Consider the following 25,467-nt stretch of genomic DNA (forward strand, 5'->3'; position numbering starts at 1 on the left):
TATGAGAAAATCAAAATTTAAGGAATTTAAATATTTTGTGCTTTTTATTGCTTTTATAACAACATCGATAATGACATTTTTATCAATTAATTACACATTGGAATTACCTATCTCAACTACAATGGATGCAGCAACGCTTCCCATAGTTATGATGCAAACTGAAAGTGGTACATTATTCAATGAGCTTCATGGTTATTCGACAGATGTTGATGCTAGCTTATTAAATGATTCTATTACACCACTTCCTGATAATAAGAAACTGAAAATTGTCATTAATAATTATGGACAGAAAGTGACAAAGTTATCTTATAAGATAAGAAAATTAGATGATATGTCATTAATTGAAGACACAGTCGTATCAGATTATACTTCAGATGATCAAGTTATTAATGCAATGCTTAATATCAAAAACTTGATTGAAAATGATCAAGAATATTTATTAGAAATAAATATAGGAACAACGGACAATGAGCAAATTAAATATTTCACCAAGATAATAAGTAGTACGAGCATTGGATTGCAAAACAAGATAGACTTTGTAATGAATTTTAACAATGCTACATTTGATCAAAGCAAATTAGATAGTATTAAAGCCTTGATTGAAACGAACAAATTAACAGGTGATAATTCGAACTTTGGAAAAGTCAATATTAATTCGTCATTAGCCCAGATTGGATGGGATAAGTTGAGCCCAACGGTTGAAAAAACAATTATTCCTACAATTAAGGATATAAATAGTGAAGTAGCTTCAATTTATTTGGAATATACAATGGCAGCACAAGGTTCAACGGGCGCATATGATACATATAAGGTCGATGAATATTATAGAATCAGGCAGACGGCTACAACTATGTATCTTTTGAACTTTGAAAGAGAAGCGAATCAAGTGTTTAATGGTATTAATGATTTAGACTTAAAATCAAAAATATCTCTAGGAATTACAAGTAACGAAAATGTTGATATGATTTCTAGCACGAAAGGAAACTATGCCTGCTTTGTCAGCCAGGGTTCATTGTGGTGTTTTAATGATAAAGAAAAGGCATTTACAAGAATCTTTTCATTTGAGGCAGAAGACAGTGATAATATGCGAGAATTATATAATAAGCATAATATCAAGATAATGAGTGTAGAAGATAATGGAAATGTTAATTTCATGGTATACGGATATATGAATAGGGGCGCTCATGAAGGTGAAGTTGGAGTGTCATTATGCAACTATAATTATGAGGACAATCAAGTAAAAGAATTGCTATATGTTCCAGTCAATGTGCCATATGATGAGCTTAAGGAAAATGTTGGACAAGTTGGTTATATTAGTGAAAATAATATTTTCTATTTCTTGCTAGATAATTCATTATATTCAATTGATCTTACAAGTAAAGAAGTAATGGTGGAAATCAGTGGCCTTTCGGATGAAACTTATGCTATTTCAGCGGATGGAAAATCCATTGCTTATAGTTTAAATGGTAAGATTAATGATACAGATGTTATCAGAGTATTTAATATGTCTAGTGGCGGGGAATATCAAATCAAAGCTGATGAGGGTGATAAGCTAAAAATACTTGGGTATATAAAAAGTGATTGTATCATTGGGTTTGCACACAAGACGGATATTATAATAGAAAACAATGGTTTTGTAACCTTTCCAATGTATTGTCTAAATATATATGATAGTGAATTTAATGTTATTAAAAAATATGAAAATGAAGGCGTTTTTGTAAGTGGAGCTTCTGTATCAGGACTCAGAATCAATTTGACGCGTGTTGTTAAGAATGCAGACGGCTACTATGAAAGTGCGCCCATCGACCAGCTGATGAATCGTGATGAAAATCAAACAGATAGTGGATTATCATTAGAGACTGCTACATCGGATAATAGGAAAAAAGAATTATATATTAATTTGGTTAACAAAATAGCGAATGTAGATAATGTTTCGATAAGAGCTTCAAAAGAAGTCGTATTTGTTAGCAGCAAAAGCGTTAAAGTCGATGCTAAATTTGACGATAACGGAAGATATTTTGTATACGGGTTTGGGAAGTTTCAAGGCAGTTTTACAAATCTTTCAACTGCAATAGCAAACGCATATGATACTTATGGAACAATTGTTGATAATAAGGCAAATTATATCTGGAAACGTTATAGAAATACGACAGCAGCTTTAAGTGATAGGTTCAGTGGAGGAGTAGGCGATAGTGAATCGCTTGGAAGATCAGTTAAAATATTATTGCACGCAGCAGGCTTTGATGTCGATGCTTCCGCGAAACTTGCACAAGGTATGACTGCGTTAGATATCATAAATGAGGCAACTACAAATCGAGCATTGAATTTAAAAGGTGTGAGCTTAGAAAATATCTTGTACTATATTAGTGTTGGAACCCCAGTAGTTGGAAGAATTGGTGAGAATTCATATGTAATGGTAACTTCATTTGATGCAAAAAACGTTTCTTATTTCGAGGTATCAACTGGTAACTATATTACTTTGCCAATTGCTGAAGCGGGCAAGTTGTTTGCACAATTTGGAAATGTATTTATTGCATACAAAGGTTAATAGGAAAGTTTGGGTGTTAGAATGAAATTCATACATTTGTCAGATGTGCATTTAGGCATTGTTCCAGATAAGAATAAAAGCTGGAGTCAAGATAGATATCAGGAAATATATGATACTTTTAAAATCGTCATTGAGTCGGCAATTGATCAAAAGATAGATTTAATACTGATTGCAGGAGATCTTTTCCATGGGCAACCGCTACTTAAGGAATTAAAGGAAATTAATTATTTGTTTGAAAAAATAGCTCCAGTTCAAGTCGTTATTATAGCAGGTAATCACGATTACGTGAAAGACAATTCATTTTATAATTCATTTAAATGGAGCAAGAATGTTCACTTCATTTTAAATGACCAAATAGAATGTGTAGAAATCCCAGAACTAAATACTAATATATATGGAATGAGTTATCATTCAAGGGAAATAAAGTTCCCTATATATGATGATGTTATTCCGGCAAATAGAAACAGAATTAATATTTTACTTGGACATGGTGGAGATGTTAATCATATCATAGTAGATGAGAATAAGTTTATAGAAAATGGCTTTGATTATAGTGCATTTGGGCATATACACAAAGGCTATATCAACAGAGCGAAGCATTTTGCTTATTCAGGGTCCCTAGAACCGACGGATAAGAATGATTATGGTGAAAAAGGGTATATCATTGGGAATATCGATTTCAAGAGTAAAAAGCTTGATTTGGACTTCGTTCCATGTGCACAACGACAATATGTTACGTTGAAAATTAATTGTAATAATAGTGTAACCAATCATGCTTTGGTAGAAAAGATAGTTGATAAAATTTCAGAGTTTGGAAGTAATCATATCTATAAAGTGGTGCTTACGGGCGCACGTCATGAGAGTATGGAATTTGAAGTTGAAAATAGTTTGAAAGATTTTAATATTTGTGAAATTATTGATGAAACGCATATAGATTATGATTATGGGAAGTTATTAACCCAAAACGATGGTACAATTGTTGGACAGGTTATTCAAAAATTGCAAGGAATTGATGATGCTGCTATGTTTTATGCTGTAAATGCTTTACTCAGAACAAAGAGGTGAAATGCTTGATTATTCAATATCTTAAACTTAATAATTTTGGAAGATTTAATAATAAGGAAATCAGTCTATCCAATGGAATTAACATTATATATGGTGAAAATGAAGCAGGCAAAACAACGCTACATTCATTTATTCGAGCTATGTTTTTTGGAGCCGCAAGATCAAGAGGTCGCGCAGCTGCTAATGATGTTTATTCACAATACGAACCTTGGGAAAATCCGGGTTTCTATGAAGGTTCTATGGAGTTTTTGGCTAGAGATCGCAAATATAGAATTGATCGCGTATTTCAAAAAAACGTGAAAAACATGACTCTTACGGATCGAAATATAGGAAGTGTGGTATTATTAGGTGACCGTGGTTTAGAAACAGTTATTGAAGGATTGAGTGAGGAAAGTTTCTACAATACAATATCTGTAAGCCAGGAAGAAACAGGAATTGATGGTATAATTGCCAATCTTAATATGTCAAAAAGTGCAGATATTAATGTAAAAGAAGCATTAGAATCACTGAATGAAAGTCGTCGAAAACTGGATAAGAAGAGACAGAGTCTTGGAATTGAAGAACTTGAAAGTAGATTAAAAGAATATGAAAAATTAGATGAAAAGATACGTCTTATTTCTGAAAAACGCGCAAGTGCAAACGAGAGAATGAATCAACGTGTTAAAATTATTCCAGAAATACAGAATGGTTCAAATAATAAATCAAATAATGGAACAAACAATGGAACAAACAATGGAATAAACAATGGAATAAACAGTGGAGTGTTTCTACAAAAAATAGGAGTGATACTCCCGATTTTTGCACTTATATTTGGGTATTGTTTTGTTCAATTACATAATTGGTATTTTTTGACTGCAGCAGTTATATGCGTTTTAGCTGATATGCTGTTGATTTATGGTACAATTAAAATGTCAGTAGGTAACTCTGGCAAAAAAAATAATGAGAATACAAACGATAATATTACTGGTAATAAAGAAAGTGAAAGTAATATAGAGATTTTGAAACAGATAGAACGTCTAGATTGGGAGCTTGACAGTGCGATTACATTGTCTAATAGAAGAGATCAACTGATGGAAGAATTAGCGGAAAGTAATTTGAAAATCGAGGAAATAGATAAAAAGATAAGATCTATAACGCTTGCAATTGCTACCATTCAAAACTTTTCGAAAGATATAGGAGCTGACTTTGGTGATTCACTAAATGAATTGGCTTCTGAATATATCAGCCGTTTTACCAGAGGAAAGTATGATAATTTAAGAGTGAATAGCAGTATGAAGGTTACAATTAGTGAAGATGGCAGAGTTATTAATATGAACAATGTAAGTTTTGCGACGAAAGAACAGATACATTTGAGTGTAAGGTTAGCTGCTTCAAAGTTGCTTTTCCCAAATGAAATTATGCCAATTATTTTGGATGAATCATTTGCTCATTATGATGATAGCAGATTGGAAGATACCTTACTTTCACTCGCTAGTATGGGTAATCAAATTATAATATTTACATGTACAAAAAGAGAAATTGCAATATTAAAAAAAGAAGAAATCAAATTTCAGTTGGTTACACTAGGGTAAAATTATTACTTTGCATTTGCTGAATTGATTCCTCGTATTAAGTTACTAATGTATTGATTTTGTGCTAAAGGCAAAGATAAAAAGTTCTAAACTCCTCACTTCGTTCGTCAGACAGTAGAACTTTTTATCTTAACGCACAAAATAAATACATAAGTAACTTTAAATACTCGTCAAAACGATTCAGCAAAAGCAAAGTGATAATTTTACTAGTAGTGCTTTATTAAAATAATGGAAATATGGGTGGGTTATGAAAAGGCGAGAAGATAAGATATTGGCTTATTTTGATATGTGGCTTTCGAAAGATATTTCTGGAATCGAAGGGATATTTGAAGAGAATGTTTTATATAGTGAAAGTTATGGTCCAGAATATCATGGACTGGATCAGGTAAAAAAATGGTTCGCGAATTGGTGTATACACGCAACTGTGTTAGAATGGAATGTGAAGCAATTTATTAGTCAAGATAAAGTGACCGTTGCGGAATGGTATTTTGAATGTAATTATGATGGGGTGATTTATGGATTTGACGGCGCTTCGATAATTGAATTTAATGAAAATGAAAAAATCTCTAGTATAAAAGAATTTAAATCAAAACAAGAACACAATTCTCCATATACAAAAGTGCAAGATAGTGCAGTATTAAATAAAAAAGTTTGAGATAGTGCAGTATCAAAGAAAGACAAAAGAAAGACAAAAGAAAGACAAAAGAAAGACAAAAGAAAGACGTGAAGTTGATGACCAAAAAGAAAAGAAGTAAGAAGAACAATACGAGAAAGAAAAAGATAATTAAATATATGGCGTTATCATTGGGGGTAGTCTTAATTGCAGGTCTTGCTATTTCGGCACCGATGATAGTGAAGGCTTTCAAGTTGGCAAAGGAGGCAAAAAGTGTGGTATCAGAAAGTTCATATAATACATTTAATGCTTCGCAGACAACTATGATTTATGATACCAATGGTGCTGAAATGGGTACAATGAGTAGTGTAAAAGATTTGGACTATCTAGATTTTACAGATATCCCTACAGATGTAGTGAATGCTTTTGTTATAATGGAAGATCAAAAATTCTATAGTCATGGTGGAGTTGATTTGGTGGGAATTGCGAGAGCTGTCGTTGCGAATCAGAAAAGTGATCACATTTCGCAGGGTGCAAGTACAATCACCCAACAATTAGCTCGAAATATTTTCTTGACGAGTGAGGTAACCTGGCAACGTAAAATAAAGGAAGCATTTATTGCGATAGAATTGGAAAAAAAGTATTCAAAAGATGAAATTTTAGAATTTTACTTAAACAATATTTATTTTGCAAATGGATATTATGGTATTGAAGCAGCTTCTAAAGGTTACTTTAGCAAATCAGTTAGTGAACTTAGTTTATCAGAACAAGCATTTTTAGCAGCAATACCAAATAGTCCAACCAGATATAATCCAGTAGAGAATTATGATGCTACACTTGGACGACGTAATTTGGTACTCAAACAAATGAATGAAAACAATAAAATCAATGATACTGATTATAATGTTGCATTGGAAGAAACGATTACGCTTAATCTGCAAGAAACAGCGAAAAATAATTATGTTGACACCTATGTTAGACGTTGTGCAACGGAATCAATGATGGCTACATATGGTTTTACATTTCGATATGATTTTAAGTCTGAAGAAGATTATAATACTTATAAAGATTCGTATGATTCAAATTATGCCATATTACAAAAACGTTTATTTAATGGTGGATATAGCGTTTATACGTCAATAAATTTGACGGCACAAGAAGAACTTCAGAAGTCTATTGATGATAATTTGGTAAAATTCTCATCTTTGAGCGGCGATGGAGTATTTGAAATGCAAGGAGCAGCAACTTGCGTTGATAATTCAACAGGAAATGTTATCGCAATAGTGGGTGGAAGAAGCCAGGAATTACCAGGATATACTCTAAATCGTGCATATCAAAGTTACAGACAACCTGGTAGCTCAATTAAGCCATTAAATGTATATACACCATATTTACAATTGGGAAATGATCCCAATACGGTTGTCGTAGATGAACCCATTGAGGGGGGACCTAAAAATGGAGATAATAAATATGATGGAAAGATGACACTTAGAGATGCGGTTAGGGTTTCAAAAAATACAGTTGCTTGGAAAATATATGGTCAAATCACGCCTAGGTCAGGTTGTGAGTTTTTAATGAAAATGCAATTCAAGAAAATATATGTAGATAAAGATATTATAGCAGGTGCACTTGGTGGATTTACAGAGGGTGTTTCTACTGAAGAGATGGCAGGAGGATATGCTACATTAGCAAATGATGGAGTATATAGAAGAGCAACTTGTATCGTCACAATTAAAAGTTCAGATGGTAAGACAACGGTAGATGAAACACATAGAGAAAGTAAAGTGTATGACGTTAATTCCTCAAGAATGATGACTGATATGCTAAAAACAGTTGTCAAAAGCGGAACAGGAGTATTGGCAAATATTGATAATGCAATTGTTGCAGGTAAAACTGGCACCACTAATTCTAATAAGGATGCTTGGTTTGTAGGATACAGTAAATACTATACAACTAGCGTTTGGATTGGATATGATATGCCACAAGAAATGTCTAGTCCAGGACAATATACGTGTGCAATATGGAAACAATTTATGACTACATTACATACTAATTTACCAATTGTTGATTTTGGTTCATTTACGCTAAAAGAAAAGCAGAAGAAGTCCGAAGAAGTAGTAACACAAGCACCTGCACAAGAAAAAACAGTTAAAGATAATAAGAATGAAAAAAAAAAAGAAGTAGATGAAGATTCAACGATAGAATCAACTAGTGCTACGAAAGCAACCGGAAAAATAGCAGAAACACAAAAAGCAACAATTCAATACGGAGATGCGGATTCAACACTTATCGGTGGAGATCAAGATGCAAAAATAAAATAAAAATTAACTTGATTACACATCAAAATTAAGGTAAAATTAAACTTAAATTTAATATAATTGGGGAGCCACTAAAGTGGCAGATGGGAATATATATATGAAGAATAATCATTTCTATGCAATGCTTTCAAGGATGAAGTTTATTAATCGTTGGGGGCTAATGCGTAATACAAAAAATGAAAATATATGTGAACATAGTTTAGAAGTGGCATTTATTGCACATGCACTTGGAATTATCAATAATCAGGAATTTAACGGGAATATTAATGCAGAGAGACTCGCAATTCTTGGTATGTATCATGATGTGACTGAAATCGTAACAGGGGATATGCCAACACCAGTAAAATATTATAATCCAATCATTCGTAATGCATACAAAGAAGTTGAAAATGTTGCTAAGGATGCATTACTTAGTGGGCTTCCTGAAAAGATGAGAAAAGAATATGATTCTGTTTTAATGGAAAGCGCAGCAGAGGAAGACTTATGGAAGTATGTCAAGGCAGCTGATAAGATTTCAGCACTTGTAAAATGTATTGAAGAGAAGAGAATGGGAAATACAGACTTTGAAAAAGCTGAAATATCCATATTAAAGGTAATAGAAAATATGGACATGCCAGAAGTAAAGTATTTTATGGAGAATTTCATTCCAGCATATAAGTTAACGTTAGATGAATCAAATTAGGTATATGGGGGAGGAAGCTTATGCTTTTCGGGAGAACGAATGAATTACAAAGTTTAGAGGATATGTATGTTGGTGACAAAAACTCATTTTCTATTCTTTATGGTCGCTCAAGTATTGGAAAGACTACATTATTGAAGGAATTTTGCAAAGATAAAGAATGTATATATTATTCAGCTCCACAAGCATCTGAAAAAGAACAATTTCAAATAATGAAGAAAAATATTTCAAGACAACTGGGTATTGATCCAGACAGTGAAATGATAGCTACAAAGAATACATATAGTGAATTATTGTCTTTGATTGATAATATGAATAGCAGTGTGAAACTTCTTATTATCGAGGGATTCCCTAATATTGTTAAGAGTAATAAAGAATTCATTAGCGCTATTGCGTCAATTGTAAAGGGTGAAGAAATTGACAGTAAAACCATGATTATATGTACCAGTTCCTCAGTTAGCTGGATTGAAAACAGTTTGGTTTCATCAATCGGTACACATGCATATTCAATTAGTGCTTTTTTGAAACTTAAGGAGTTATCTTTTGTTGATACTGTTAGAATGTTTCCAAAGTATTCCGTGCCTGATTGTCTTAGATTATATGCAATCACTGGAGGCGTACCAGGCTATATGTCAAAATTTAGTGACAGTGTTTCATTGAAAGATAATATTTGCACCCAAATCATTAAGATTGGGTCATCCCTTAGCAATGAAGGTTCCGAGTATATCAAAGAAGAACTAAGAGAGACAGCACTGTATAATACGATTTTGTTTTGTATTGCAAATGGTAAATATAAGTTAAATGAACTTCATGAACAAACAAATTTTGGGCGTGATAAAATAAGCGTGTATTTGAAGAACCTAATTGAGCGAGAAATTGTAGAAAAGATATTTTCTTATGATACACAGGGATATGAACACACAAGAAAAGGTTTATATAGAATTAAAGCGGGTTTAGTAGAATTCTGGTTCAGATATATTTATGCAAATGCTTCGGAACTCAATCTATGTGAACCTGAAGAATTTTATGATACATATATTAAGGATTCCTTGGATGAGTTTGCATCAGAAACATTTATTAAAGTTGGAACAGAGTTTATTGAACTTATGGATTCAATGGGAAGACTACAGATAAAAACGAGTAGAAGAGGTCGTTGGTGGGGCAAAAATGGTAATATTGATATAATTGCCTGCGACAATAAGAATCACTATGTAATTGGAAAATGTAACTGGCTAAGTGATGTGTTTACTTTTGAGATGTTTGAAGAGTTAATGTACAACGTAAGCCTTGCAAACATTGGCAAGGATTACATTTACTTATTTTCAAAAGGGACATTCGATGAGGAATTAACTAAATTTGCCGATGAAAATGATAATGTAACGCTTATTGGAATTAATGATTTGTAATTAATGAAGTGAAGAATTAAGTATAGAAAAGCAAGTAAAGAAGCAAGTAAAGAAGCAAGTAATGAAGCAAGTATAGAAGTATAGAAGTATAGAAGTATAGAAGTATGTAAAGAAGGATTACCCAGGAGAACTGGTTGTGAATAAGTATTAGAATTGGGAGAATGTTAAATGGGAAAATCCGTTTTTATAGCCGAAAAACCTAGTGTCGCACAGGAATTTGCAAAGGCACTTAAAGTACATTTTGGCAGAAGAGATGGTTTTTTGGAAGCAGATGATTATATTGTTACTTGGTGTGTTGGACATCTGGTAACAATGAGCTATCCAGAATGCTATGATACAAGATTGAAAAGGTGGAGCCTTGAAACGCTACCATTTCTTCCAAAAGAGTTTAAATATGAAGTGATTCCAGCGGTTTCTAAGCAATTTGGAATCGTAAAATCGATTCTTACAAGAGATGATGTAGAAACAATATATGTATGTACGGATTCTGGACGTGAGGGAGAATATATATATAGATTAGTAGAACAGATGGCTGGCGTAACAGGTAAGAAAAGAAAAAGAGTCTGGATTGATTCTCAGACAGAAGAAGAGATTTTAAAAGGAATTCATAATGCAAAAGATTTATCAGAATATGATAATTTATCGGAGGCGGCTTATCTTAGAGCGAAGGAAGATTATCTTATGGGAATTAATTTCTCAAGACTTCTGACTTTAAAATATGGAAGAAACATAGCAACTTATCTAAGAGCTGATAGAATTGTGTTGTCAGTAGGTCGTGTAATGACTTGTGTACTTGGAATGGTTGTAAGAAGAGAAAGAGAAGTCAGAGAGTTTGTTAAAACACCTTTCTTTAGAGTGATTGCAGAGGTTGAAACTGGTGTTGAAAACTCAAAGAAGAAAGTAAATACAGAAGCACTAGCAAATACAGAAGCACCAGCAAATATAGAGAGCACTAATACAACAAGTACCACTCACACATTTGAGGCAGAATGGCGTGTTACAGACAAGAGTAAGTATTTCGAATCACCATTTCTTTATAAGGATAATGGCTTTAAAGAAAGAGAAAAAGCAAAAGAATTGATAACCTATGTATCTGATCCCGAACCTGTGATTTCAACTTTGAATAGTATAGAGAAAAAGAAGGATGTTAAAAATCCTCCATTGTTATATAATCTAGCAGAATTACAAAATGAATGTTCTAAGTTATTTAAGATTAGCCCAGATGAGACTTTGAAAATAATACAGGAACTTTATGAAAAGAAATTAGTTACATATCCAAGAACTGATGCCAGAGTGCTAACAACAGCAGTATGTAAGGAAATTCATAAGAATATTGGCGGACTTAGAAATTATATTTTAGCAAAAGATTTCGCAAGTGAAATACTCGAAAAAAACATGTATAAGAATATAGATAAAACGAAGTATTGTAATGATAAACAGGTTACAGACCATTATGCGATTATTCCGACAGGTCAAGGCTTTGGCGCACTGAATTCATTATCAGCGACCGCGTCTAAGGCTTATGAGATTATAGTAAGAAGATTTTTGAGCATATTTTATCCTGCAGCACAGTATCAAAAGATCAGTTTAACAACAGCAGTGAAAGAAGAAAATTTCTTCGCATCATTTAAGGTGTTGGTGGATGAAGGATACCTGAAGGTTATCAATTACTCATTTACGAAGGTAAAAGAGGAAACAGAAGATAAGTGTGATGCAGAATTCTTTGAGATGATTAAGAAATTAAAAAAGGGTGATAAATTGCCTTTTAATAGTCTTACAATCAAAGAAGGTGAGACATCACCACCGAAGCGTTATAGTTCTGGTTCAATCATTCTTGCAATGGAAAATGCCGGACAGCTGATTGAAGACGATGATCTTCGCGCCCAGATAAAAGGTAGTGGCATTGGAACCAGTGCTACAAGAGCGGAGATACTAAAAAAATTAGATAATAACAAATATATTGCAATAAACAAAAAAACGCAGATCATTATGCCAACACTTCTTGGAGAGATAATATTTGATGTGGTATATTCATCTATCAAACATTTACTCAATCCAGAATTGACGGCAAGCTGGGAAAAAGGACTGACTTACGTAGCAGAAGGTTCCATAACGTCTGAAGAATATATGGTTAAACTTGAGAACTTTGTTAGGATGAGAACAAGCGGTGTACTTAAATTAAATAACCAATCGCAACTAAATGGTATGTTTAATGAAGATTCTAAGTATTATAAATGATTTGCATTTAAAGAAATAAAAGAGTAAATTTAGTCTGGTTAGTAATTTAACTTGATAAATATAATATAATATAAATTTAAAGGGAAGGCCCCATGTTTGGGTGAGTGAATAAATTATATGTGTGGAGTTGTTGGATATGTCGGAAAAAAAGATTGTGCGACTGTACTGATAGAAGCATTATCAAAACTTGAATACAGAGGATATGATTCAGCAGGAATTGCTGTTTTTGAAAATGGTACGATTAGAGTTGAAAAGTCAAAAGGACGTTTGGCTAATCTTATAGAAAAAATGAAAATTGATGGGAAACCTGATGGACATTGTGGTATTGGACATACAAGATGGGCAACGCATGGTGAACCATCTGATATTAATTCTCATCCACATGGAAATAAAAGAGTAACAATCGTTCACAATGGAATAATCGAAAATTATAAGCAAATCAAGGATTTTCTTATATCAAAAGGTTATGAATTTGAAAGTGAAACAGATACTGAGACGGTAGCAAAGCTTTTAGATTATTATTATGTAGATGATCCAATTGAAACAATTACAAAAGTGATTGCAGAAATTCAAGGTTCCTATGCACTTGGTATTATGTTCAAAGATTTTACTGATACAATCTTTGCAGTAAGAAAAGATAGCCCACTTATTGTAGGCGTTGGTAAGAATGAGAATTTCATTGCATCTGATGTTCCCGCAATCATTAAGTATACAAGAGATTATTATCTTCTTGAACCAGATGAAATTGCAGTTGTGAAAAAAGATGAAATAATAGTTTATGATATTCATAAAAATGTAATTGAGAAGGAACTACAGACGGCAACTTGGGATATTGATGCTGCTGAAAAAGGCGGATATGAGCATTTCATGTTAAAAGAAATACACGAACAACCCACTTCAGTGAAGACAACGCTTACTCCAAGGATTAGCAATGGAATGCCAGATTTTTCAGCGGATGGTGTTGATTTTGATAAGCTTGCAACTTACAGAAAAATATTCGTTGTAGCATGTGGCACAGCAATGCATGCCGGACTTGTTGCCAAATATATAATTGAGAAAATAGCGCGTGTTCCAGTTATTGTGGACATCGCTTCTGAATTTAGATACAGAGATCCACTGATAACAAAAGAGGATTTACTCATCGTGATTTCACAATCTGGTGAAACTGCAGATACACTTGCAGTTGTTCGTCTTGCAAAACAAGTTGGCGCAGCTACAATGGCCATAGTCAATGTGAAGGGTTCTTCAATCGCCAGGGAAGCAGATATGGTAATATATACACACGCAGGACCAGAGATTTCAGTTGCATCAACAAAGGCATATATGGTTCAGATCTCAGTGATGTATTTATTGGCATTTGAAATAGCATATTCAAATGGAACAATTACAAAAGAACAGTGTAAGCAATATACGGCTGAATTACAGAATATACCAAGTGGAATTGAAGCAGCGATTGAACTTAAGAAGGAATGTCAATTTGTTGCATCAAAGCTAATGAATACGGAAAGTCTTCTTTATATAGGACGTGGATTAGATTATGCGTTGAGCATGGAAGGTTCTTTGAAATTAAAAGAAATTTCATATATTCATTCAGAATCATATGCAGCTGGAGAACTGAAACATGGAACAATTTCACTTGTAACAGATCAGATGCCAGTGATTGCAATTGCAACGCAAACAGCACTAGTGGAAAAGACAATTAGCAATATTAAAGAAGTCAAAGCAAGAGGCGCTATGGTAATCCTAATATGTGGTCAGTCAATTGATGTTGGAGACGACGTAGCTGATTATATAATCAAGTTACCATTGGTTGATGATTTGATGATGCCAATGATTGCAGCAGTCCCAATGCAGTTGATTGCTTACTACACGGCAGTTCTTAAGGGCTGTGATGTTGATAAGCCTAGGAACCTTGCAAAGTCCGTAACGGTGGAGTAAGGGGGAAAACTGCTATGAAGGGGCAAAGGGGTTGGCATTAATTTAAGGGCAGGGTGTTGAACGAGAGGTGTGAGTGAATATGAATTTATAATTATCCATTTCGCCTGCCTTTCCTTCAAGCAGTATGTTCTTTACAAGCCTCAAGGATGATGAAAAGTCTCACTTCGTTCGGTTTTTCATCTGAGTCTTGACATAACATAAGCACTGCTTTCAGCCGGTCGACGGCGAAATGGATAATTATAAATTTATATTCACGGGCTACTTTGTTGGAAATGGGTTGGAGCTTAAACTGGTCGTAAATTTTCCGAGATTCATAGAAGTTTTACCAAGCGAATAAAAGAAGAAAACAAAATAACAAAAGAACAAAAGAACAAAAGAAGAAAAGTATAAAGAGTAACGAGTAACAGAATCGTAGAATAATAAAAAATTGAAAAATAGAAATCTAAAAATAATTAAAAAAGAATTAAAATGATAAAAGATTTGAGAAATAATAAATTATATGGTGGGTGTGTGGTAGAATGAATGAGATGGTTGGTGTTAAGGAATTATTTGATTTAGATGAGACCATTGCGGCTAGTATTTTTGAAGGGGTTGTTTATCCTTGGGAAGTGTTGGGCAAGATTGGAGATTATATTGTTGAACTTGGAAATACACTGTCGTTAGATGAGTATGACAAGGTTGGCGAGAATGTTTGGATTGCAAAGAGTGCAAAGGTTGCTCCTACAGCGTTTGTGAATGGGCCTTGTATTATAGATAAGGGTGCAGAAGTTCGTCATTGTGCATTTATCAGGGGTAACGCAATTATTGGGCAGGGTGCTGTTGTAGGCAACTCAACAGAACTTAAGAATGTTTTGTTGTTTAATAAAGTGCAGGTGCCACATTACAATTATGTCGGAGATTCAATTTTAGGATTTAAGGCACATATGGGTGCAGGTTCTATTACTTCGAATGTAAAGTCAGACAAGTCATTGGTAACAATAAAGGCTCCAGATGCTCCAATCGAGACTGGAATTAAAAAAGTCGGTGCAATGCTTGGAGATAATGTAGAGGTTGGCTGTGGTAGCATTTTAAATCCAGGAACAATTATTGGTAGAAATAGCAATATTTACCCATTATCAAGTGTCCGCGGCTATGTAAATGCTGGAAGTATATACAAAAAACAAGGCGAAATAGTGGCTAAAAACTAGGGCTAATCGGCACATAAAACTAAGATAGATAATAATTTAACAATATTATTCTTATAATCCATTGACTATTTTGTCTTATTATGAGAGAATAATCGTAGTTATTTTACATATTGAAAGGAGTAACATAATGATTTATACACAGGAAATTCAAAACATGTGCTCAGTTGCACAAGGCGCACGTCATGGTGCAGCGCCAGTTCCAGAAGAAGGAAAATGGGTAAAAAATAAAGAAGTTAAGGATATTTCAGGCTTAACACACGGCATCGGTTGGTGTGCACCACAACAAGGTGCTTGTAAGCTTACACTTAACGTAAAAGAGGGTATCATTCAGGAAGCATTAATTGAAACAATTGGTTGTTCGGGTATGACACATTCAGCTGCTATGGCTGGTGAGATTTTACCAGGATTAACGGTTATGGAAGCTTTGAATACTGATTTGGTATGTGATGCAATTAACACAGCGATGAGAGAATTATTCTTACAGATTGTATATGGTAGAACTCAGAGCGCTTTTTCAGAAGGTGGACTTCCAATCGGAGCCGGTCTTGAAGATTTAGGTAAAGGTCTTCGTTCACAGGTTGGTACAATGTATGGAACACTTGCAAAAGGTCCTCGTTACCTTGAAATGGCAGAAGGATTTGTAACAGGTAATGCTCTTGATGCTGATGGCGAAATTATCGGATATCAGTTCGTAAACTTTGGAAAAATGACAGACTTCATTAAGAAGGGCGATGATCCTACAACTGCTTATGAGAAATCAAAAGGACAGTACGGAAGAGTTGCAGATGCAGTTAAGATTATTGATCCACGTCACGAATAAATTATCAATAATTAGGTAATAGAAATCAAAATTAGGAGGAATTTTCAGATGGCTTTATTTGAATCATATGAAAGAAGAATAGATAAGATTAATGCTGTTTTAAACAGCTATGGCATTTCTTCAATTGAAGAAGCAGAAAAGATTACAAAAGATGCCGGATTAGATGTATATAATACGGTAAAAGGTATTCAATCAATTTGTTTTGAGAATGCATGTTGGGCTTATATTGTTGGCGCAGCAATCGCAATCAAAAAAGATTGCAGAAGAGCAGCTGATGCTTCTGCAGCAATCGGTGAAGGTCTTCAGGCTTTCTGTATCCCAGGTTCTGTTGCTGATCAACGTAAAGTTGGTTTGGGACATGGTAACCTTGGCAAGATGTTACTTGAAGAAGAAACAGATTGTTTCGCATTTTTAGCTGGTCATGAATCATTTGCAGCAGCTGAAGGCGCTATCGGTATCGCAGAAAAGGCAAACAAAGTAAGAGTTCGCCCATTAAGAGTTATTTTAAATGGTCTCGGAAAAGATGCTGCTAAAGTAATTTCAAGAATCAACGGATTTACATATGTTGAAACTGAAATGGATTACAAAGCGGGCGAAGTACATGAACTTTCTAGAAAATCATATTCAGTAGGTCTTAGAGCTGCAGTTAACTGCTACGGTTGTGATGACGTAACTGAAGGTGTTGCTATTATGCATAAAGAAAAAGTTGATGTATCTATTACAGGTAACTCAACAAACCCTACAAGATTCCAGCATCCAGTTGCAGGTACATACAAAAAAGAATGCATCGAACAGGGAAAGAAATTCTTCTCAGTTGCTTCAGGCGGTGGTACAGGACGTACACTTCACCCAGATAACATGGGCTCAGGTCCTGCTTCATATGGTATGACTGATACAATGGGTCGTATGCATTCAGATGCTCAGTTCGCTGGATCATCATCAGTTCCTGCTCATGTAGAAATGATGGGATTGATCGGCATGGGAAATAATCCTATGGTAGGCGCTACTGTAGCTGTTGCTGTTGGTATTGAAGAAGCTGCTAAGGCTGGTAAATTCTAATCTTTCCATAGGTCTGGTAGTATAGATTTTAAGAAAACAAGCAAAAATATACAAAAGAAGGTGCATCAATCATTCGTGGTTGATGCACCTTCTTTTGTATATTTATAAGAGTATGTTGTGATATAATCAAGTCCAAAAACAGAAACAAAATGATAGAGTCAGTATTTCTGTGAAATCAACTATAAATATTACCAATGCTCATTACATTTGTTTCCTCAATTCGGGTGTCACATCATAAATGTTTTCTAGAGCAGTACGAGTCTCTTTGATCCAATCGAATTTTCCTTTCTTGATACACCAAGTCACTTCGTGTCCTAAAAACGTATATGCAGACGCCATGTATAATGCTTTCGCATCACTTTGATTTCTGATTTGACCAAATTCCTGTCCCTTTTTAATAATCATTACGGCAATATCGGTTAATTCATCTCTGAAATCGTAGCTTCCATAGTCTTCTTTTAGATTACTAATCATCATTTGACTAAAGAAATCAGTCCCATACTTACTAGCCTCTGTTACAAGATATTCGAAACACATCATTAATTGTTCCCAATAGTTATCCATTGCAAAGATAGAAATGAGAAATTGGCTAAGATTATGCGTAATAGAATCATAAAAGTGTAGTATAATATCCTCTTTGGAATTGAGATGATAGTAAAATGTGGTCTTAGAAATCTTGCAGGATTCGCAAATATCTACAACAGTAACATTCTGATATCCTTTTTTCAAAAACAATTGATGTGCAGTTTCTATAATAAAGTCCTTTGTTGAATTCTTTTCCATGATTACCTCCAATTTTTATGGGATTCGTTAAATGAACCAATGTCATATTAGCATAAAAAATCGCTTTAATCTACATTGACAATTATTTAACAAGGTGATACTATATTACTATAGTAATACATTATATTACCGAGGTAATACAATGTATTCTACGGTAAATCAAAAAGGAGAGTACATATGCTTAAATTATTTGAAAGAACACAAATTGGAAAGATGAAATTGAAAAATCGTATTGTTATGGGTCCTATGGGAACAACAGGCGAGTCAGATGGATCGTATTGTACAGAAGGTATCCGCTATTTTGAAGAACGCGCAAAGGGTGGCACTGGATTAATTATTACAGGTGCTAATGTTGTTACTACAAAATATGAACCACGTCCATGTACGGAACTTAGTAATTTTCATCATGTAGAGCGTCTTAATATGTTAGTGGAACGTTGTCATCATTATGGTGCTAAGGTTTGCGTACAGATTTCACCAGGATTAGGTCGTCAACAGTTTACAGATCCATTTACACCTCCATATTCATCAAGTGACTGCAATGCTTTTTGGTTCCCGAACTTAAAATGTAAACCATTTAAAAAAGAAGAAATTAAAGATCTTGTAGAAAAGATTGGATTTTCTGCGAGCCTAGCTAAAATGGCAGGTGCAGACGCAGTAGAATTACATGCTTACGGTGGCTATTTATTAGACCAATTCCATTCAAAACAATGGAATAATCGTACGGATGAATACGGCGGAGAATTGAAAAATCGTATGAGATTCACTTTGGAATGCATTGAATCAATTCGTAAAAATGTAGGGCCGAAGTTTCCAATATTAGTAAAATTCACACCTGTTCATCGTGTAGAGGGCGGACGTGAATTGGAGGAAGGGTTAGAGATGGCTAAAATTCTAGAAGCAGCAAATATAGATGCTCTTCATGTTGATGTTGGGTGCTATGAAGCATGGAATAAAGCAATCTCTACTGTATATGAAAAAGAAGGACATCAAATGGATGTCGTAGAAGCAGTAAAGAAATTAGTATCTGTTCCTGTTCTTGGTCAAGGAAAAATGTTTGACCCTGAAAAAGCGGAAAAAGCAGTTGCAGAAGGAAAGACAGATTATATCGTATTAGGACACCAGATGTTAGCAGATCCAGATTGGGCTAATAAAGTAAAATCTGGAGATACAATGGATATAGTTCCTTGTATTGGATGTAATGAATGTCTTCTTGCTGGTTTTTCAGGAAAACATTATTACTGTGCAGTTAACCCATTGTGTTATGCAGAAGATTCATTCCAACTTCCAGTAGCAGATGGCTTGAAGAAATCCATATTAGTAATCGGTGGTGGTCCTGGTGGAATGTCTGCAGCAATTACAGCTGCAAAACGTGGGTTCGATGTTGAACTATGGGAAAAATCCTCTCGTTTAGGTGGTAACCTATGGGCAGCCGGTCTTCCAACTTTTAAACATGATGTACTTAAGTTAATCACATATATGGAACGTCAAGTATTAAAACTCGGAGTTACTGTAAAATTGAATAAGGAAGCTACTGAGCAAGAAGTAGTAGCTGGAAAATTTGATAAAGTTGTTTTAGCCGCAGGTTCATTACCAGTGATGCCCCCGATTGAAGGAATTGAATTAGCAGCACCTTCAAATGATTATCTATTAGGGCTCAAAAAGCCAGGCAAGAAGGTAATTGTAATCGGTGGCGGTCTAGTTGGATGTGAGACAGCAGCTTATATGAAGGAAACAGCTGATGAAGTAACAATTGTAGAGATGTTAGAAGATATTTTAGCGATTTCAGAACATTGCTTAAACAACGATCAAGCGCTTAGAGCAATTATTAAGGAAAGAAATATTGGAGTAGTTGGTAATGCAAAAGTAACAAAGATTACTTCTACTGGTATTGAATATACGAAAGATGGACAGGAATGTTCACTTGACTGTGATACAGTAATTATTGCAGCCGGTTATCGTTCAAACAATCCGTTGGAGAAAGCATTAGAAGATAAAGTAGAAGATTTGACGGTTGTTGGGGATGCGCTAGCACCAAGAAAAATTCTTACAGCAGTTCATGAAGGCTATCATACAATTCGTGTAATGAAGTAAAAATCTAGAGAATCAAAAAGGGATTTTGCAAAATAGATGAGTAATCTTCTATTTTTGATATACTCGCGATACAGCGTCATATATTAGGAGTTGAGGTTATTGGGTAACGTATAATCACAGGTGATTCCTAAACTCGCTTGGCGTCATACCAAACTTCATTTTGAAAATGCGGTTGAAGTAGGATAAATTATTGTATCCGCATTCCTGCGCAATTGCGAGTATGGAGGAAATCGATTTTGTCAGCATATAAGAAGCAGTAGTAAGTCTATAATCATTCAGATACGAGAAGAAGGATGTGCCCATACTTGCTTTGAAAAATTTCATAAAATGAGACTGGCTGAAATTACATATTTCAGCCATTTTTTCGATTGAAATTTCATCTTCAAAGTGTTCTTCTATGTATTTTGTAATGAGCTTTATTTTATCGAGGGCTCTACTTGTTTTATGATGGATATCACATCCGGTTGAATTTGTGAAAAGAATATAAAAAAATTCATAAAGGCAACTTCTGATTCCAAGGTAATAGCCCGATGGAAAATGAGTGCAGATCTCATCAGCCCGGTTAATACATTGTAATATTTCATTATAAAATGTAATTGTTTCATTTATAAGGACAGGAAACTGGATTTTCTGTCCGAGGAGACTGTTGAAAAATTCTTCTGTCAGGGTATCATTTTGCTTTGGTATAAGCATATGAACATTAAAAATGATATTTTCGTACTCAAAAGTTTCGCTTTGATAAGAGGATATGGCATGAAGTTGCCCTGGCAGTATAACTGCAATATTACCGGCAGTTACTAGATAATCTGTAAGGTCCACACTTACCATGCCACGTCCTTTTTTTACATAAATCAATTCCATTTCACTGTGCCAGTGCATCGGAACTGAGAAAAAGTCAAGCGGTATGGTACAAAGATAAGTGTTGTAGGAAAAATCTATTTCATAGTGCGATTTGACTTCCTGATAATTTTCATATTCTAGAATATTCATGTGAGCCCTCCTACATATATTTTGGTAGTGTCATCAACTGATATACTTAAATGTCAAAAAAGTTCCATTCTTAAAATGATAGAATAGTATTATATAATGATTATATATTGCAAGATATTTTTTTGCAATATGAATATAATGAATTTGTAATCAGACAGAGACGAGGTGTAATGATGAAAGAATATAAGAGAGGCGCGGGGGTACTTTTACCAATAACGGCACTAGCATCTCCATATGGCATTGGTAGTTTTGGAAGAGAAGCTTTTAAATTTGTAGATCAATTGTTGGAAGCGGGGCAGAAATATTGGCAAGTGCTTCCGATGGGTCCTATAAGCTATGGAGATAGTCCCTATCAATCATTATCAGCATTTGCGGGAAATCCTTATTTTATTGATTTGGAACGCATGATAACAGAAAATCTACTGGATGTAAATGAAGTGGAAGCGTTGGACTATGGTGATACACCAGAATTTGTCCAATATGATAAAATTTTTAAAAATCGATTTTTGCTATTAAGGAAGGCTTTTGAAAGATGGAATAAGCGCTGTCGTGAAGATAAATGCAAGGAGACGGAAGCTTTTGATCAATTTGTGAAAGAGGAAGCCGACTGGCTGGAAGACTATGCTTTATATATGGCATGTAAGATTCATTTTAAACAGTGGGAATGGTCCAGATGGGACGAAGACATTAAATACAGAAATGACCAGGCAATGGCAAAGTATAGGGAAATGCTTTCTGATGAGATTTTGTTTTGGAAATTCCTTCAATTTAGATTTTTCCAGGAATGGAGAGAACTGAAAAAATATGCAAATAACAAAGGAATCGAAATCATTGGAGATATACCACTCTATGTGTCTTATGATAGTGCAGATGTATGGGCACAACCTCAACTGTTTCAGCTAAATGATAGGATGCAGCTGACAAATGTTGCTGGATGTCCACCAGATGACTTTTCTGATGATGGTCAGAAATGGGGCAATCCATTATATAACTGGGGAAAACATGAAGAACAAGATTTTTATTGGTGGAAGCGGAGAATGAAATCCTGTGCACAGTTATATGACCTTACAAGAATTGATCATTTTATTGGGATGGTTAGATACTACTGCATTCCTTCGGACAAAACCGCAAAGTCAGGTTGGTATGAGAAGGGGCCTGGAATAAAATTAATCAATGCCATCAATGAGGCAATGAAAGATTCTAAGGTAATAGCAGAAAATCTTGGAGTTGCTGGACCTGATGTGGATGAATTGCTTGAAAAATCTGGATTTCCAGGTATGAAGGAATTAGAGGTAGCGTTCAATGGAGATCCAAAGAATGAACATTTACCGCATTTTCATCAAAAGCATGGTGTCGTATATATTGGTACGCATGACAACGAAACGCTGAAAGGGCATATACTTTATGAAGATAGTAAAAAACTGCAATATATGATGGAATATATTAGTGCAGAAAATGTGAGCCAGATAATTAGGAAAATGATGCGTATGCTCTATATGAGTGTTTCTGATCTGGTTATTTTGCAAATGCAAGATATTCTTGAAAAAGACAATAAGGCTAGGATGAATTTTCCTTCCACAGTAGGCGGTAACTGGAAATGGAGGCTTCAGGAGGGTGAGTTTACGCAAGCAATAAGTAAGGAGTTAAAGGAACTTGCTTTTATTTATAACAGGTAAAAAAGTGAAAAACAAGAAAATATTTATGAAAAATAAGTAAGAGAAAATAAGAAAAAAATATAAAAAAGAATATATCAAAGAAAGGAAAATGCATCTGACCTAATATTCAAGAGTATATTAGGCCGGCATCGCAAATTGAATTGCGATATGCAAGGATATAAAATGACAATAGATTTTTGTATGGATAAATATAAGAAAACAATAAAGGATTGCTGTAATGAGGAAATTTATTATGCGTTGTTGGAAATGACCAAAAATATGACAAGAGCTAGAGAAAAAGAATATTTTGATTCAAAGAAGAAAGTATATTATATTTCGGCAGAATTTCTAATTGGAAAGATTTTGTCAAACAATCTAATTAATCTTGGCATTTATCAAGACGTTAAAAAAATTCTTGAAGATAATGGAAAGTCAATGGATGAAATTGAGGAAATCGAAATTGAACCATCCCTTGGAAATGGAGGGTTGGGAAGACTCGCAGCTTGTTTCCTTGACTCCATGGCAACCATAGGCTTAAATGGAGATGGAATAGGTATCAACTATCACATGGGACTATTTAAACAGGTATTTGAAGGTCATCAGCAGATAGAAGAAGGAAATCCATGGATTCATAAAGAAGAAGACAAAAACTGGCTCAATAAAACAGAGATAACCTATGAAATCCAGTTTGGTGACCGTAAGGTAATATCAAGAATGTACGATATAGATATAATCGGTTATGAAAATCGTATTAATAAGCTACATTTATTTGATATTGATACTGTGGATGAGACAATTGTAAAAGATAAGGATATTGAGTTTGATAAAACCTGTATTGATAAGAATCTGACCCTGTTTCTATACCCTGATGACAGTGATGAAAAAGGAGAACTACTTAGAATTTACCAACAGTATTTCATGGTTAGCAATGGCGCAAGACTTATACTGGATGAATGTAAGAAAAAGGGATCTGATTTCCATAATCTCAATGAGTATGCGGCAATCCAGATTAATGATACCCATCCAACAATGATAATACCAGAATTGATTAGGCTTCTTGTGAAAGAAGGAATTGATATGGATGAGGCGATTTCTATTGTATCAAAGACTTGCGCTTATACAAATCATACCATTCTTGCGGAAGCATTGGAAAAGTGGCCTCTTGACTATCTTGCGAAGGTAGTGCCTCAGCTGGTGGAAATCATTAAGTTACTTGATAAAAAAGTACGTGACAAATATGATGATGAGTCAGTTTATATTATCGATAAAAAAAATAGGGTCCATATGGCCCATTTGGATATTCATTATGGTTACAGTGTCAATGGTGTTGCAAAACTTCATACAGATATACTCAAAAATAATGAACTTCATAATTTCTATAAAATATATCCTGATAAATTCAATAATAAAACAAATGGAATAACGTTTAGAAGATGGCTACTTCATTGTAATGAAAGACTTGCAGACTATATCGAAACATTGATAGGAAGTGAATTTAAAAAAGATGCAAGCAAGTTGGAGGATTTAAAAAAATATATAAATGATGATCAGGTTTTGAAAACATTGTTGGATATTAAACTTGAGAATAAAAAAGAGTTAAAGGCGTATTTGGAAAAGACCCAGAACATCAGTATAGATGAAAATTCGATTTTTGATATTCAGATAAAGAGACTGCATGAATATAAGAGGCAGCAACTTAATGTATTATTTGTGATTAATAAATATTTTGAGATTAAAAATGGAAGTAAACCGTCTACTCCTATTACGGTCATTTTCGGAGCGAAAGCAGCAAAGGCATATGTGATAGCAAAGGATATTATCCACCTGATATTATGCTTGCAGGATTTAATCAATAATGACGAAGAGGTTAGCCCATACCTTAAGGTAGTAATGGTTGAAAATTATAATGTAAGTAAGGCTACAAAACTAATACCGGCCTGCGATATTTCAGAGCAGATATCCCTTGCATCCAAAGAGGCCAGTGGAACAGGAAACATGAAGCTGATGCTCAATGGCGCTATCACCCTTGGAACCATGGATGGTGCAAATGTAGAAATTGCACAATTGGTTGGTAATGAAAACATTTACACGTTTGGAGAGGGAAGCGAAGAAGTCATCGAGCATTATAAAAATTCCGATTATGTTGCAAAGGATTTTTATGAAAAGGATGAACGAATTAAAAAGTGCGTTGACTTCATTATTTCTGACGAAATGCAAAAGATTGGAGACAAAGAATCTCTTAACAGATTATATTCAGAAATTATTAACAAAGACTGGTTTATGACACTTCTTGATTTTGATGACTATTTAAAACAAAAAGAAAAAGTTTTTGCTGACTATGAGGATAGAAAGTCATGGGCTCAAAAAATGATTACTAATATTAGCATGGCGGGATTCTTTTCTTCAGACAGAGCAATCACAGAATACGAGAAAGATATCTGGAAAGTCTTTTAAAAGATTTTCCTTGCAATAACACCTTAATATGCATAAACTAGAGTAGCAA

The 25,467-nt window shown here is 34.3% G+C and carries 17 protein-coding genes; 15 read left to right on the plus strand and 2 right to left on the minus strand.

What is annotated here, in order from left to right; translation table 11 throughout:
- The first annotated feature begins 1 nt into the window (after position 1).
- The 12 genes from BMY18_RS03100 to BMY18_RS03155 all read left to right on the plus strand — a co-directional run bounded on the left by BMY18_RS03100 (position 2) and on the right by BMY18_RS03155 (position 17,442).
- Positions 2-2,548: a hypothetical protein gene (locus BMY18_RS03100; RefSeq protein WP_092450486.1), complete on the plus strand. Its 2,547-nt coding sequence runs from the start codon at positions 2-4 to the stop codon at positions 2,546-2,548.
- Positions 2,549-2,569: 21 nt separating this feature from the next.
- Positions 2,570-3,613 (plus strand): metallophosphoesterase family protein, encoded by a 1,044-nt coding sequence (locus BMY18_RS03105; RefSeq protein ID WP_092450488.1) that lies wholly within the window; start codon positions 2,570-2,572, stop codon positions 3,611-3,613.
- 5 nt (positions 3,614-3,618) lie between these two features.
- Complete coding sequence (locus BMY18_RS03110) at positions 3,619-5,184, plus strand: ATP-binding protein (RefSeq protein WP_170841272.1); 1,566 nt, start codon at positions 3,619-3,621, stop codon at positions 5,182-5,184.
- A 247-nt stretch (positions 5,185-5,431) separates the two neighbouring features.
- A complete protein-coding gene (locus tag BMY18_RS03115; protein WP_092450491.1) occupies positions 5,432-5,839 on the plus strand; it encodes a nuclear transport factor 2 family protein in 408 nt (135 codons plus the stop codon).
- Between the two features lie 77 nt (positions 5,840-5,916).
- A complete protein-coding gene (locus BMY18_RS03120) occupies positions 5,917-8,118 on the plus strand; it encodes a transglycosylase domain-containing protein (protein WP_242940947.1) in 2,202 nt (733 codons plus the stop codon).
- Positions 8,119-8,191: 73 nt separating this feature from the next.
- Entirely contained in the window at positions 8,192-8,797 is a 606-nt protein-coding gene (gene yfbR, locus BMY18_RS03125; RefSeq protein ID WP_330385922.1) for a 5'-deoxynucleotidase, read from the plus strand.
- A gap of 20 nt (positions 8,798-8,817) precedes the next feature.
- A complete protein-coding gene (locus tag BMY18_RS03130) occupies positions 8,818-10,200 on the plus strand; it encodes an ATP-binding protein (RefSeq protein WP_092450493.1) in 1,383 nt (460 codons plus the stop codon).
- 168 nt (positions 10,201-10,368) lie between these two features.
- Positions 10,369-12,438 carry a DNA topoisomerase gene (locus tag BMY18_RS03135; RefSeq protein ID WP_092450494.1) on the plus strand — a complete coding sequence of 690 codons (2,070 nt, stop codon included), beginning with the start codon at positions 10,369-10,371 and terminating at the stop codon, positions 12,436-12,438.
- 117 nt (positions 12,439-12,555) lie between these two features.
- The gene (gene glmS, locus BMY18_RS03140; protein ID WP_092450496.1) at positions 12,556-14,376 is read left to right on the plus strand and encodes a glutamine--fructose-6-phosphate transaminase (isomerizing); all 1,821 of its coding nucleotides are present in this window, start codon (positions 12,556-12,558) and stop codon (positions 14,374-14,376) included.
- A 518-nt stretch (positions 14,377-14,894) separates the two neighbouring features.
- A complete protein-coding gene (locus BMY18_RS03145; protein ID WP_092450498.1) occupies positions 14,895-15,563 on the plus strand; it encodes an LbetaH domain-containing protein in 669 nt (222 codons plus the stop codon).
- A 127-nt stretch (positions 15,564-15,690) separates the two neighbouring features.
- Positions 15,691-16,383 (plus strand): iron-sulfur cluster assembly scaffold protein, encoded by a 693-nt coding sequence (locus BMY18_RS03150; protein ID WP_092450500.1) that lies wholly within the window; start codon positions 15,691-15,693, stop codon positions 16,381-16,383.
- Positions 16,384-16,431: 48 nt separating this feature from the next.
- Positions 16,432-17,442, plus strand: a complete 1,011-nt coding sequence (locus tag BMY18_RS03155) for a GGGtGRT protein (RefSeq protein ID WP_092450501.1) — start codon at positions 16,432-16,434, stop codon at positions 17,440-17,442.
- Positions 17,443-17,643: 201 nt separating this feature from the next.
- Here the strand turns inward: BMY18_RS03155 and BMY18_RS03160 are convergent, their stop codons facing one another.
- On the minus strand, positions 17,644-18,225 hold the full coding sequence (locus BMY18_RS03160; protein WP_092450503.1) for a TetR/AcrR family transcriptional regulator: 582 nt from the start codon (positions 18,223-18,225) through the stop codon (positions 17,644-17,646).
- A gap of 177 nt (positions 18,226-18,402) precedes the next feature.
- Between BMY18_RS03160 and BMY18_RS03165 the strand changes: the two genes are divergently transcribed.
- Entirely contained in the window at positions 18,403-20,319 is a 1,917-nt protein-coding gene (locus tag BMY18_RS03165; RefSeq protein WP_092450505.1) for an NAD(P)/FAD-dependent oxidoreductase, read from the plus strand.
- A gap of 114 nt (positions 20,320-20,433) precedes the next feature.
- On the opposite strand, the gene BMY18_RS03170 is transcribed toward BMY18_RS03165, so the two are convergent.
- The gene (locus tag BMY18_RS03170; RefSeq protein ID WP_092450507.1) at positions 20,434-21,309 is read right to left on the minus strand and encodes an AraC family transcriptional regulator; all 876 of its coding nucleotides are present in this window, start codon (positions 21,307-21,309) and stop codon (positions 20,434-20,436) included.
- Positions 21,310-21,479: 170 nt separating this feature from the next.
- Here BMY18_RS03170 and malQ point away from each other — a divergent pair, with 170 nt between their 5' ends.
- Together malQ and BMY18_RS03180 are read left to right on the plus strand one after the other, a co-directional pair.
- Positions 21,480-22,985, plus strand: coding sequence for a 4-alpha-glucanotransferase (malQ, locus tag BMY18_RS03175; RefSeq protein WP_092450510.1), 1,506 nt, complete (start codon positions 21,480-21,482; stop codon positions 22,983-22,985).
- A gap of 162 nt (positions 22,986-23,147) precedes the next feature.
- A complete protein-coding gene (locus tag BMY18_RS03180; protein WP_170841273.1) occupies positions 23,148-25,418 on the plus strand; it encodes a glycogen/starch/alpha-glucan phosphorylase in 2,271 nt (756 codons plus the stop codon).
- Positions 25,419-25,467: the final 49 nt, after the last annotated feature.

Origin of the sequence: [Clostridium] fimetarium (assembly GCF_900111235.1) — a bacterium.
GTDB lineage: Bacteria > Bacillota > Clostridia > Lachnospirales > Lachnospiraceae > Clostridium_N > Clostridium_N fimetarium.

Bases quoted from the DNA above. Each gene is read 5' to 3' on its own strand.
- BMY18_RS03135 (WP_092450494.1), top strand. From the start codon at position 10,369: ATGGGAAAATCCGTTTTTATAGCCGAAAAACCTAGTGTCGCACAGGAA.
- BMY18_RS03160 (WP_092450503.1), bottom strand. From the start codon at position 18,225: ATGGAAAAGAATTCAACAAAGGACTTTATTATAGAAACTGCACATCAA.
- BMY18_RS03120 (WP_242940947.1), top strand. From the start codon at position 5,917: ATGACCAAAAAGAAAAGAAGTAAGAAGAACAATACGAGAAAGAAAAAG.
- BMY18_RS03100 (WP_092450486.1), top strand. From the start codon at position 2: ATGAGAAAATCAAAATTTAAGGAATTTAAATATTTTGTGCTTTTTATT.
- BMY18_RS03115 (WP_092450491.1), top strand. From the start codon at position 5,432: ATGAAAAGGCGAGAAGATAAGATATTGGCTTATTTTGATATGTGGCTT.
- BMY18_RS03150 (WP_092450500.1), top strand. From the start codon at position 15,691: ATGATTTATACACAGGAAATTCAAAACATGTGCTCAGTTGCACAAGGC.
- BMY18_RS03165 (WP_092450505.1), top strand. From the start codon at position 18,403: ATGCTTAAATTATTTGAAAGAACACAAATTGGAAAGATGAAATTGAAA.
- BMY18_RS03145 (WP_092450498.1), top strand. From the start codon at position 14,895: ATGAATGAGATGGTTGGTGTTAAGGAATTATTTGATTTAGATGAGACC.
- BMY18_RS03170 (WP_092450507.1), bottom strand. From the start codon at position 21,309: ATGAATATTCTAGAATATGAAAATTATCAGGAAGTCAAATCGCACTAT.
- glmS (WP_092450496.1), top strand. From the start codon at position 12,556: ATGTGTGGAGTTGTTGGATATGTCGGAAAAAAAGATTGTGCGACTGTA.
- BMY18_RS03155 (WP_092450501.1), top strand. From the start codon at position 16,432: ATGGCTTTATTTGAATCATATGAAAGAAGAATAGATAAGATTAATGCT.
- malQ (WP_092450510.1), top strand. From the start codon at position 21,480: ATGATGAAAGAATATAAGAGAGGCGCGGGGGTACTTTTACCAATAACG.
- BMY18_RS03180 (WP_170841273.1), top strand. From the start codon at position 23,148: ATGACAATAGATTTTTGTATGGATAAATATAAGAAAACAATAAAGGAT.
- BMY18_RS03130 (WP_092450493.1), top strand. From the start codon at position 8,818: ATGCTTTTCGGGAGAACGAATGAATTACAAAGTTTAGAGGATATGTAT.
- BMY18_RS03105 (WP_092450488.1), top strand. From the start codon at position 2,570: ATGAAATTCATACATTTGTCAGATGTGCATTTAGGCATTGTTCCAGAT.